This window comes from Candidatus Pelagibacter sp., assembly GCF_052049775.1.
Lineage (GTDB): Bacteria > Pseudomonadota > Alphaproteobacteria > Pelagibacterales > Pelagibacteraceae > Pelagibacter.
On record NZ_JBNGZH010000001.1, the window covers coordinates 1 to 11,851 of the forward strand.

Here is an 11,851-nt window from a genome sequence, read left to right on the forward strand (position 1 = left end):
TATTTAATGGCAATAGAGGGGCAATTGGAACTGGTTTTATTGATTTCTATAATAATGAAAAAAATTTATTTCTTGCTACATACGATGGTATTTTTGCTTATGCAAAACTAGACAACTTGGAGAGATTTAAAAAAATTAAATCAAATATTAATACCCTAATCAATTATGAAAAATTCTACTTTCACGATCAGTATGGTATAAAAGATGTTTTTATAGATAATGATAATTTGTATGTTTCTTATATTGGAAAAAGAAAAGAAAATTGTTACGATTTGAAAATTATAACTACGAAATTAAATGAGGAATATTTAAATTTTCAAAATTTTTATCAAACTCTTAATTGTGTAAATGTAGATAACAGCCATGGATTTTATCCCGCACAAGGTGCAGGTGGAAGAATTGTTAAATTTGATGAAATGAATCTTTTGTTTACAACTGGTGATTTTAGAAACAGACCCCTGGCACAAAACCCTCAGAGCGATTTTGGTAAAATTTTAAGTATAAGTATTACAGGTGAAAATACTAAAGTTGTTTCTCTTGGTCACAGGAATCCCCAGGGGCTTTATTATAGTAAAAAAAATAATTTTATTATCTCAACCGAACATGGGCCAAAAGGAGGTGATGAAATAAATATTAATCACAACCCGTCATCAAATATTAGAAATTTTGGTTGGCCTATATCCTCATATGGTGAACATTATTATAAAAATTACTCAGAGAAAATTTTGTCTGAGGCACCTTTGAAAAAATCGCATAAAAAATATGGTTTTGAAGAACCTTTAAAATATTTCGATCCATCAATAGGAATAAGTCAAATAATTCCGTTAAACGAAGATGAGACAGAATTTCTTGTTGGTGCAATGGGAAATGAAATAAAAGATCAGGATTTAGGTATTCACTACATTAAGCTTGATGAAAAAAGAGAAAAAGTTATTAAAACTAAATATACTCTTCTTAATGAAAGAGTGAGAGATATGATTATATCTCTTGACAAAAAAATTATAATAATTTTTTTAGAAACCTCAAGTACACTAGCGGTCTTAAAAAAAAAACTATAAATTAAAATAAATTGAACAAGCATATCAGTGATTAATGATTATTTAAGAAAAATAAATAGTTTTTTTAATTACTATTTTTACTTTTTTAAAAATTATAAATTAATTAAAAATTCTAAAAGTTTCTCACAAGAGGGGGAGGATAAATTTTTATTAGAGTATTTTAAGGATCGATTAAATGGATTTTATATTGATGTTGGGGCTTTTCATCCTTACAGAATTAATAATACTTATTTACTTTATAAAAAAGGATTTAGGGGTATCAATATTGATATAAGTGCTACATCAATAGATTTTTTCGATCTTGCTAGACCTGATGATATAAATCTAAATGTTGGAGCATCAGATAAGTTTGAAAAGAAATTTTTTTTTTCTAAGAAAAATTTGTCTTTTCATAATACTTTATCAAAATCTTTAGCAGAATCTGACATGCAAAGAGAACCCTTTAAAAAGAAATATTCTATTTCATGTAAACGATTAGATGAGATTATTGAGGAAACAAAATGTTCAAATAAAATAATAGATTTTTTAAATATTGACGCTGAAGGTTATGATTATCAAGTTTTATTAGGTCTAAATTTAAAGAGATATAGCCCTAAAGTAATTTGTATTGAAATTTCGCCATTAGTAGACAAAAAAAATGAACATTATAAAGATACGAGAATTTATGAACATCTTTTAAAACATGGATACAAATTATCTTGGAAAGGTTTTAATTCATTTATTTTTACTTATCAAAAGTAATTTGGATTTCCTTTCCTCTTTTACGATTTTTGAAATCTAAACCTTTAATTGGATATTTCCTTCTAGTTTTTTTATTTTTTATCTTAAATTTGTTTGGATTTATTAATGTCATTTCAATTACTTGTGGAATACCGAATTCATCAACCATTCCAAAATTATTTGCATTAATATGAATATTTTTTAATTTTGTTTTACTGATAAAATTCTCTATCTTTTTCAAATTTTTTTGAAGATTGTGGAATTCTATAATAACCAAATTTAATTTATCAGAATTTTTGTTTATTTCTTTTAAAATCTTATACTCATCACCCTCAATATCAATTTTTAAAACAATTTTTGTATTGTTACCAATTGCATCTGTAATTGTAATTTGATTATTGTTATTTGTCTTTTTTGAAACAATCTTTTTTAAAAAATGTTTATTTTTACCTCTAAAAAAAATTAAATATTCAACAAATTTAAAAAAGTCTGTTATTTGACTTGGTTTTTTTAAAAATATTAGGGAAATAAAATTTCTTGAGAATCTTTTTAACCAAAACTTTTTATCTACTGTGTGGTCAAAGGCTAAGATTTTACAATTTTTATTATATTTTTGAAAATGATTTTCGAAACTCCATTCCGCTTCAAGTCCACAAGTAATGATCGTGTTTGTTTTTTTTATAACGCGTTTATCTATTACATATCCACCATCTGATTTTCTCCCAATTCTAATTAAATTTGAAAAGTTAGTGTGATATGGTTTTAAGAAATTTGGTAGCATATAATGCTTTATTCTAAGTCTATTTATTAATTTCAGCTTGTGCTGCAGCTAATCTTGCTATGGGAACTCTATAAGGAGAACATGAAACATAATTAAGGCCAATTTTTGAGCAGAAATTAATACTCTTTGGATCACCACCATGTTCACCACAGATACCTAACTTGATTTTTTTGTTTTGTTTTTTTCCTTTGGTAACAGCTATCTCAACTAAATCTTCTACACCTTCATCTATTGAAATAAATGGATCTATTGAAAAAATCTTGTTTTCAATATAATCATTAAGAAATTTTCCACTATCATCTCTGCTAATACCAAAAGTGGTTTGAGTTAAATCATTAGTCCCAAAGCTAAAAAATTCAGCATGTTTTGCGATATCTTTTGCTTTTATCGCTGCTCTTGGTAACTCAATCATTGTTCCAACTAAAAATTCTATTTTCACTTTATTTGCTTTTTGCACTTTTCTTGCAGTATTAATCACAAGATCTTTCATTATTTTGATTTCTGCCTCAGTCGATACAAGTGGAATCATTATTTCGGGGAATGCAAATTTTTGTTTATTCTTTTTAAGCTCTGATAAGGCTTTAAAAATTGCCTCACATTGCATTTCATAAATTTCTGGGAATGAAATACCTAATCTACAACCTCTGTGTCCAAGCATGGGATTTTGCTCATGAAGTTCATCAATTCGAGATTTTACTTCTTTAATACTTATACCAACCACTTCTGCAACCTCTGAAATTTCTTTTTCAGATTTTGGTAGAAACTCGTGTAATGGGGGATCAAGTAAACGTACTGTAACTGGTAATCCATGCATAATCTTGAATATTTCAACAAAATCTTTTTTTTGATGCGGTAAAAGCTTCAAGAGTGCTTTTAATCTATCCTCCTTAGTTTTAGAAAGTATCATCTCTCGCACAGAAATAATTCTTTCTTCATCAAAAAACATGTGTTCCGTTCTGCATAAGCCAATTCCCTCTGCTCCAAAATCTCTTGCAACTTTTGTATCTAACGGTGTTTCTGCATTTGTTCGTACTCTAAGTTTTCTAACATTGTCTGCCCAACTCATTAATTTTGAAAAGTCGCCAGAAATTTCAGGTTTTACTGTTGGCACACTTCCCAAAATAATTCGCCCAGAGGACCCATCAATTGTAATTACATCTCCTTCTTTAATTTCAATTGAATCAGTTTTAAAAATTTTTTTTTCATAATCAATATCGATTTCACTCGAACCAGAAACACATGGTCTTCCCATTCCTCTTGCAACTACAGCTGCATGACTTGTCATTCCTCCCCTAGCAGTCAATATTCCTTTAGCAGCGTGCATACCCTGAATATCTTCTGGAGAAGTTTCTACTCTAACTAATATTACATCTTGCATCATATTATTAAGTCTCTCAGCCTCTTCAGATGTAAACACCACCTTTCCACTAGCAGCTCCAGGTGAGGCAGGTAAACCATTCGCAATTATCTCTATAGAACTTTTTTCATCCAAAGTAGGGTGTAATAGTGTGTCCAAAGAATTTGGATCTATTCTTAAAATTGCTTGTTTTTTTGAAATTAATTTTTCCTTTACCATATCTACAGCAATCTTAACTGCTGATTTTGCAGTTCTTTTACCTGACCTAGTTTGTAGGATCCATAATTTCTTATTCTCAACCGTAAATTCCACATCTTGCATATCTTTGTAATGCGTTTCTAACTTTTTTAATATTTTATAAAGCTCCAAATAAACTTTAGGCATAGACTCTTCCATAGATAGTGACTCAACTTTTGCCTCTTGTTTACCTTTTTTGGTAATATATTGCGGGGTCCTTGTGCCTGCTACAACATCCTCCCCTTGAGCATTAATTAAATACTCTCCATAAATATCATTTGATCCGTCTGATGGATTTCTCGTAAAAACAACTCCAGTAGCACAATCATTTCCCATATTACCAAAAACCATTGATTGAACATTTACTGCTGTTCCCCACTCGGATGGTATCTGGTTTAACTTTCTGTAAATTTTAGCTCTATTACTTTCCCAAGATAAAAATACTGCACTTATTGCTCCAAATAATTGTTTATAAACATCCTGAGGAAATTCTTTTTTTGTTTTTTCTTTAACAATTTTTTTAAAATCATTTATTAAACCATCCCAATCATCCTCATCAAGATCTGTATCCAGTAAAACTCCTTTGGTTAATTTATAATTTTCTATAAGTTCCTCAAAATAATAACTTTCTACCCCAAGAACAACATTTCCATACATTTGAATAAATCTTCTATAACTATCCTTAGCAAATCTTCCGTTAGAAGTTTTAATAGCTAATGCTTTAACAGTTTTGTCATTCAAACCAAGATTTAGTATTGTATCCATCATACCAGGCATTGATACTCTGGCACCAGATCTCACAGATAATAAAAGTGGATTTTTTAGATCTCCAAATTTTTTTCTAACATCTTTCTCAATTATCTTTAACTCTTTTTTAATTTGATTGATCAATGAAGAATTCAATCTCTTTTTATTTTGGTAAAAAAGATCACAGACGTTTGTTGAAATTGTAAATCCAGGCGGAACTGGAAGACCCATTCTTCCCATTTCCGATAGATTAGCACCTTTGCCACCTAAAAAATTTTTGGGATTTTTAATTTTTTTAGTGTCTTTAGATTTAAAATTTACAATTAACTTATTCATTATTTGCTTTTAACAATTGAAAATTCATAAAATTTTGAAAGGTTTTACATAACATATTTATAAGTTCCAAACGATTTTTTCTTAAATCTTCATTATCTTCATTTACTTTGACATTATCAAAAAATTCGAAAACTTCTTTTTTTGCCCCAGCTAAGACCGATAAAGATTCTTCAAAATTTTCATTATTATCTATATCTGAATAATACTTCTTTATATCAGATATCTTTTTAAACAAATTTTTTTCATAATCGCTTTTAAAAATACCAGGATCAGTTGAATTAGTTATTTCAATTTCCTTATTTTCCATTTCACTTTGAAGTATGTTGGAAGCCCTTTTGTAACTTGATGTTATATCTATACCAATTTGATTATTTATTATTTTATTTACACATCTTGCTTTTTCAAAAGATGAAAACAATTTATTAGTTGAAAAATTTGAAATCGACGCCTCAATGATATCAAATCGAATATCTTTTTCTTTGAGATAATATCTAAATCTATCTTTTAAGAAATTACTTAAATCTTTTTTTAATTCATCATTTACAAGAGTAAAATTTTGTTCTTGATATAAACCAATAGAATAATTCAATAAATCGTTTAATTTTAAATCTTTTTTATTTTCAATTATTATTCTTATTATGCCGAGCGCCACTCTTCTAAGTGCAAACGGATCTTTTGAACTTGAGGGTTTTTCACCAATCCCAAAAAAACCAACAAGATTATCTATTTTGTCTGTCATCGATAAAGCAATACTGAAAGGCTTTTTTGGCACATTTGAATCTAATCCAATCGGTAAATATTGTTCAGTTATTGATAAACAAATATCTTTATCAAAACCTTGTTGTGCGGAAAAATAGCCCCCCATAATTCCCTGTAATTCAGGAAATTCACCAACTAAATCAGAAGTTAAATCTGTTTTACAAATAGATACTGATAACTCTACTTTTTCTTTACTAATTAATAATTCATCAGATATCATCCCACCTAATTTTCTCATTCGCTGAACTTTATCAAAATAGGTTCCAAGACCCTTGAAAAAATTAATTCTTTTTAGTTCAGATACCTTTTTCACTAAATTTTGTGTTTTATCTTTATTCCAAAAAAATTCTGCATCACTCAATCTAGCATCAATAACTCTTTGATTTCCAAGTTTGATTAACCCTTTGTGATCTTTTTTATTTGCAACGAGTAAAAATTGATTTGTAATTTGATTATTTTTATCAATCGTAGGAAAATATTTTTGATGAGACTGCATAGTCAAAATAAGTATTTCTCTCGGAATTGACAAAAATTTTTTATCAAAATCACATAGTAAAACGTTTGGACATTCAACTAAATCTACAACCTCATCAAATAATTTTAAATTTTCTAAAATATATAATTTTTTTTTACTTAATATCTTTGTGAATTCATTTTGAATAATTTGTTTTCTTTTAGTTTGATCAACAATCGTTCCATGTATCTTCAAAAATCTTTCATAAGATTTGAAATTTTTAAATACTCCTGTTTTTTCTTCATAATCTTTATCAATAAAGGTTTTATTAGACGAAGTTAAATGGTAAAATTTAAAATCTATAATTTTTTCATCAAACACTGATAAAATAGACTTTAATGGTCTTGCCCAATTAAGGTTAAATTCACCCCATTTCATTGATTTTTTCCATTGGTAGCTACCTAAAAGTTTTGGTACTAAATCTTTTAACAAATCTGAAGTGTTCAATGTTTTTGAGGGTGTTTTAAAAAAGTAAAATTCTCCTTTTTCTGTATCACGTTTAATAAGTTGTTTTTTGTCAATTTTATTTGATCTCAAAAAACCCTCAATTGCTTCTACAGGAGCACTAGTTTTGGGTCCTTTTATTTCCTCAGACTCAACTTTAATTTTTTTGTGTAAGCCCTCAAATACGATAATTACTCTGTTTGGAGTTGATAATGAAAAACTTTTTTTCGATTTTATAGATTTATTGATAAAATATTCTCTAAATTCCTCTAAAAGTTTTTCACGAAAATTTTTTTGTAAATTAGCTGGAATTTCCTCACTAAACAATTCTAAAAAAAATTCTGCCATTTTATATTTGCGTATCAATCCAAATTGAAGCAACAGATTTTGTAATTTCTCTTATACGTCCAATGTATTCTGCTCTCTGGGCAACACTGATAGCTCCTCTTGCATCAAGTATATTAAATACATGACTTGCTTTTAAGCATTGATCATAAGCTGGGAGTGATATTTTTTTATTTATTAATGATTTAGCCTCACTTTCTAACATATCAAATATTTTTAACAGATTCGAGGTATTAGCATGTTCAAAGTTATAAGCCGAAAATTCTTTCTCCGCTTGATGAAAAACTTCTCTGTATTCAACATTTTCGTTATTCCAAATTAAATCATAAACATTATTTTTTTGTTGTGTGAACATACAAATTCTTTCTAAGCCATAAGTAATTTCCACCGAAACAGGTTTGCACTCAAAGCCAGCCATTTGTTGAAAATATGTAAATTGAGTTATTTCCATTCCATCACACCAAACTTCCCAACCAAGACCTGCTGCGCCTAAAGTTGGACTTTCCCAATCATCCTCAACAAATCTAATATCATGATTTTTATGATCAATACCGATTGTAGATAAACTATTTAAATAAAGTTTTTTTATATTTGATGGAGAAGGTTTAATTATAACTTGAAATTGATAATAGTGCTGAAGTCTATTAGGGTTATCTCCATATCTTCCATCAGTTGGTCTTCTAGAAGGTTGTACATAAGCTGCTTTCCATGGTTTTGGTCCAAGTGACCTAAGAGTTGTAGCTGGATGAAAAGTTCCTGCTCCAACCTCTATATCATATGGTTGTAAAATTATACAACCATGTTTACTCCAATATTTTTGGAGGTTTAAAATTGTATCCTGAAAATTTTGAAATTTTGGTTTTTTTTTACTTTTTTTAGAGGCCATATTTTTGCCAAATAGATTTTTCTTCTAATATATTTGCGACTTGATCGACGTGATCGTTAGATGATGATAATTTCTTACTCAACCAACTTTTAGATTTTTCAAATTTTTTTATTATTACATCTTCTCCAAATTTTTCTCTCAACACTTGATTGGCATCACCTATTTCGTCAATCAAACCAAGTTCTTTGGATTTAGTTCCAGACCAAAACTCTCCAGAAAATAACTCGACTTCTGATTTCTTAAGTTTTCCACCTCTACTTTTTTCAACAACATTAATGAAGTCTTTATGCAAATCTAATTGTATATTTTTTAATCTTTCTATATCTTCTTTTTTTTCTTCAAGAAACGGATCGAGAGTGCTTTTATTTTTACCAGCAGTATGAACTCTTCTTTCAACTCCAATTTTTTTAATAAACTCTGTAAAGCCAAATGATGAATAAATTACACCTATAGATCCAATAATTGAACTAGAGTTTGCATAAATTTCATCACCAGCACACGCAATTAAATAGCCTCCTGATGCAGCAATATCCTCTGCAAAAACTATTACCTTTTTTTTATTTTTTTTCGCTTGTTGTCTTATAAAATTAAAGATTAAGTGTGATTGAACAGGTGATCCACCAGGAGAATTAATTGTAATAGCAACACATGGTGCTTTTTTAACAGAAAAAGCCTTTAAAATTATCTCTTCTTGACCTGAAAAATCTATACCTTGTTTAAATTTACCTACGTTTCCGATAACACCGGCTAATTTAATATGAGGAATAATTTTCTTCTTTTTAAAAATTGAGAACATAACAAAACTTTATAGAATTTTTGTATTAATATAAAGACACCTTATAATTGAAGATTTAGGTGCGTCAATTGATAAGTATCAAAAGAAACTTATTACACTAATTTGCTCACATTATGGGAAGCGTAATTCAACTTAAAAAACAAATTAATAACTCTTACTTTCAACTAAAAAACTCAGTTGAAAATAAGTTAATGCTTGTTGAAGAAAAAATTAAATCAAAACTTGATAGTAATGTTGAGTTAGTTAAAAAAATGACAGATTATCATTTAAATACTGGTGGCAAAAGGTTAAGAGCCTTATTAACTTTGGGTTCATCAAAGTTATGTGGTTATACAAAAGGTACCAGAGATATAAATTTAGCAGCTTGCGTGGAACTAATTCATGCTGCAACTTTGATGCATGATGATGTTATAGATAATGGTTCAATTAGAAGAGGTAAAAAAACACCAAATAAAATCTGGGGTAACCACTCTTCTGTTTTAGCTGGCGATTACCTTCTAAGTAGGTGTTTTGAAATGATGGTAGAAGATGGAAACATTGAAGTTTTAAAACTATTATCATCAACATCATCAATAATTGCTCAAGGTGAAATTTTGCAACTCCAGCATAAAGGTGAAGTTGACATGCTTGAAGAAACTTATTTGAAAATAATTTCTTCAAAGACAGCTGAGTTATTTGCTGCTGCAACTAAGGTAGGAGCAATTTTATCAGAAATGAAAACTAAAGAGAAAGAAGCTTTAGAGTTTTATGGTAGAAATCTGGGTTTAACTTTTCAAATTGCTGATGACACTTTAGATTATAATTCAGAATTAAAACTATTTGGAAAAAATATCGGTCAAGACTTCTATGAGGGAAAAATTACACTACCAATAATTCTTTTGTTTCAAAAAGCTAAGAATGATGAGAAAGAAACTCTTAAAAAAACTTTTGCAAAAGAAGAGAGAAATCAAAATGATTTAAATTATACTTTATCTTTAATAAAAAAATACAATATTATAAATAGTTGTTATCAAAAGGCCAAGCACTATATTAATTTGTCATCAAATTCATTGTTGGTATTTAAGGACTCTGAAGAAAAAAATATACTCGAAAATTTAACGTCTTTTAGTTTATCAAGAAATTTTTAGGGGCTTAATAGACTTTTTGTCCAATCATTATTTGTTGTCAATTTATACTTTAGTCTTTCGTGTATTCTATTATCTCCATCTAACCAAAATTCTATGCTCGTAGGTTTTAAATTCCAGCCAGACCAATGATTTGGTCTTGGAACATTATTTTGATCTTGGTATTTATTCTTAAATTTTTCTAATGATTTTATTAATTCCTCTCTATTGATTAATTCACTACTTTGTTTTGATGCCCAAGCTCCAATTCTACTTTCGTAAGCTCTAGAGTTAAAATAATTATCAGCTACCTCATCTTCTACTTGGCTCAAAGTACCTACAATTCTAATTTGCCTAAGCAAACTTTTCCAATGAAAACACATTGTTGCATTGGGGTTTTCTTTTATTTCATTTCCTTTCTGGCTATTAAGATTAGTATAAAAAACAAATCCATTTTCATCGTAACCTTTAAGAAGCACCATCCTTACTGATGGAACGCCTTGTTTTGTTGCAGTTCCAAGAGCTAAAGCATTTGGATCATTAATTTCATTCTTTTTTGCCTCTTCGTACCAACTTTCAAATAATTTAAAAGGATCATCTAAATCTAGAAAGCACTTATTAAGCCCTAGTGAGTTTTTTTCATTCATAATTTTAACAAAATAATCTATACAATATAAATAATGTCATTTAATACTTTTGGAAAGGTTTTTCGTTTCACTACATGGGGAGAATCTCATGGTCCTGCAATTGGTTGTATAATAGATGGTTGTCCACCACTAATAAACCTCAATGAACGAGATATTCAGATAGAACTCAACAAAAGAAAACCTGGTCAATCTAAATTTACTACTCAAAGAAAAGAGAGTGATAAAGTAGAGATTCTTTCAGGAGTCTTTGAAGGTAAAACAACTGGAACTCCAATCTCTTTAATAATTTATAACGAGGATATGCGCTCAAAAGATTATAGTGATATTAAGGATAAATTCAGACCAGGTCATGCTGATTTCACTTACTTTAAAAAGTATGGCATTAGAGATTATAGAGGTGGTGGAAGGTCTTCTGCGCGAGAGACTGCTTCTAGAGTTGCAGCAGGAGCGGTAGCAAAAAAAGTTTTGGAAAAAAAATTAGGTAAAAAATTTAAAATTTCTGGTGCAGTTACACAACTTGGAATTCTTGGATGCGATACAAACAAGTGGGATGATAAGATAATTTATAAAAATCCGTTTTTTTGTCCTGATAAATCTATGCTTAAAATCTGGGAAAAATATCTTTTAAGTATTAGAAAGGCAGGTTCATCTTGTGGTGCTATAATTGAAATTAGAGCTAATGGTATTCCTGCAGGATTGGGGGCACCAATTTACTCAAAACTAGACTCTGATATTGCATCTGCAATGATGAGTATTAATGCTGTAAAAGGAGTTAATATTGGCTCTGGAATGAATTCCGCTCAATTGTCCGGAGAAGAAAACTCAGATGAAATTTCAAAATCAAAAAATAAATTAAAGTTTAACTCAAATAATGCAGGTGGAATTCTTGGTGGCATCTCCTCTGGTCAACAAATAATTGTTTCATTTGCTGTAAAGCCTACATCATCAATTTTGAAGAGCAGAAAGACAATTAATAAATTTGGAAAAAATACTAGCATATCTGTTAAGGGAAGACATGATCCGTGTGTTGGAATTAGAGCAGTTCCAGTGGGTGAAGCTATGCTATCATGCGTTTTACTTGATCATTATTTATTGAATCAAGCTCAATGTGGATAATCACT

Annotated in this window: 10 protein-coding genes; 4 read left to right on the top strand and 6 right to left on the bottom strand. The window is 29.1% G+C overall.

The genetic code is table 11. The features are described 5' to 3' along the window. Positions 1-1,058, top strand: a 1,058-nt coding sequence (locus ACTT83_RS00005) for a PQQ-dependent sugar dehydrogenase (protein ID WP_440918215.1), incomplete at its 5' end; no start/stop codon positions are given. Between the two features lie 27 nt (positions 1,059-1,085). Continuing rightward, positions 1,086-1,799: an FkbM family methyltransferase gene (locus tag ACTT83_RS00010; RefSeq protein WP_440918216.1), complete on the top strand. Its 714-nt coding sequence runs from the start codon at positions 1,086-1,088 to the stop codon at positions 1,797-1,799. On the opposite strand, the gene ACTT83_RS00015 is transcribed toward ACTT83_RS00010, so the two are convergent. The 5 genes from ACTT83_RS00015 to ACTT83_RS00035 are packed head-to-tail and all read right to left on the bottom strand — an operon-like array spanning position 1,783 to position 8,980. After that, a complete protein-coding gene (locus ACTT83_RS00015; RefSeq protein WP_440918217.1) occupies positions 1,783-2,559 on the bottom strand; it encodes a hypothetical protein in 777 nt (258 codons plus the stop codon). The two genes, ACTT83_RS00010 and ACTT83_RS00015, sit on opposite strands and share 17 nt — an antisense overlap. A gap of 19 nt (positions 2,560-2,578) precedes the next feature. Continuing rightward, a complete protein-coding gene (ppdK, locus tag ACTT83_RS00020) occupies positions 2,579-5,236 on the bottom strand; it encodes a pyruvate, phosphate dikinase (protein ID WP_440918218.1) in 2,658 nt (885 codons plus the stop codon). After that, positions 5,229-7,301, bottom strand: a complete 2,073-nt coding sequence (glyS, locus tag ACTT83_RS00025; protein WP_440918219.1) for a glycine--tRNA ligase subunit beta — start codon at positions 7,299-7,301, stop codon at positions 5,229-5,231. Before glyS ends, ppdK begins: the two co-directional genes overlap by 8 nt. A 1-nt stretch (position 7,302) precedes the next feature. Then, positions 7,303-8,184, bottom strand: a complete 882-nt coding sequence (locus ACTT83_RS00030; protein WP_440918220.1) for a glycine--tRNA ligase subunit alpha — start codon at positions 8,182-8,184, stop codon at positions 7,303-7,305. Continuing rightward, positions 8,174-8,980, bottom strand: coding sequence for a S49 family peptidase (locus ACTT83_RS00035; protein WP_440918221.1), 807 nt, complete (start codon positions 8,978-8,980; stop codon positions 8,174-8,176). Before ACTT83_RS00035 ends, ACTT83_RS00030 begins: the two co-directional genes overlap by 11 nt. Before the next feature lie 113 nt (positions 8,981-9,093). On the opposite strand from ACTT83_RS00035, the gene ACTT83_RS00040 reads away from it, so the two are divergent. Further along, the gene (locus ACTT83_RS00040) at positions 9,094-10,107 is read left to right on the top strand and encodes a polyprenyl synthetase family protein (RefSeq protein ID WP_440918222.1); all 1,014 of its coding nucleotides are present in this window, start codon (positions 9,094-9,096) and stop codon (positions 10,105-10,107) included. Here ACTT83_RS00040 and pdxH read toward each other — a convergent pair. After that, positions 10,104-10,730, bottom strand: a complete 627-nt coding sequence (pdxH, locus tag ACTT83_RS00045; protein ID WP_440918223.1) for a pyridoxamine 5'-phosphate oxidase — start codon at positions 10,728-10,730, stop codon at positions 10,104-10,106. The genes ACTT83_RS00040 and pdxH overlap by 4 nt on opposite strands. Positions 10,731-10,763: 33 nt before the next feature. On the opposite strand from pdxH, the gene aroC reads away from it, so the two are divergent. After that, positions 10,764-11,846, top strand: a complete 1,083-nt coding sequence (aroC, locus tag ACTT83_RS00050) for a chorismate synthase (protein WP_440918224.1) — start codon at positions 10,764-10,766, stop codon at positions 11,844-11,846. The last annotated feature ends 5 nt before the right edge of the window (positions 11,847-11,851 follow it).

Bases quoted from the DNA above. Each gene is read 5' to 3' on its own strand.
- glyS (WP_440918219.1), bottom strand. From the start codon at position 7,301: ATGGCAGAATTTTTTTTAGAATTGTTTAGTGAGGAAATTCCAGCTAAT.
- ACTT83_RS00035 (WP_440918221.1), bottom strand. From the start codon at position 8,980: ATGTTCTCAATTTTTAAAAAGAAGAAAATTATTCCTCATATTAAATTA.
- ACTT83_RS00030 (WP_440918220.1), bottom strand. From the start codon at position 8,184: ATGGCCTCTAAAAAAAGTAAAAAAAAACCAAAATTTCAAAATTTTCAG.
- aroC (WP_440918224.1), top strand. From the start codon at position 10,764: ATGTCATTTAATACTTTTGGAAAGGTTTTTCGTTTCACTACATGGGGA.
- pdxH (WP_440918223.1), bottom strand. From the start codon at position 10,730: ATGAATGAAAAAAACTCACTAGGGCTTAATAAGTGCTTTCTAGATTTA.
- ACTT83_RS00040 (WP_440918222.1), top strand. From the start codon at position 9,094: ATGGGAAGCGTAATTCAACTTAAAAAACAAATTAATAACTCTTACTTT.
- ACTT83_RS00015 (WP_440918217.1), bottom strand. From the start codon at position 2,559: ATGCTACCAAATTTCTTAAAACCATATCACACTAACTTTTCAAATTTA.
- ppdK (WP_440918218.1), bottom strand. From the start codon at position 5,236: ATGAATAAGTTAATTGTAAATTTTAAATCTAAAGACACTAAAAAAATT.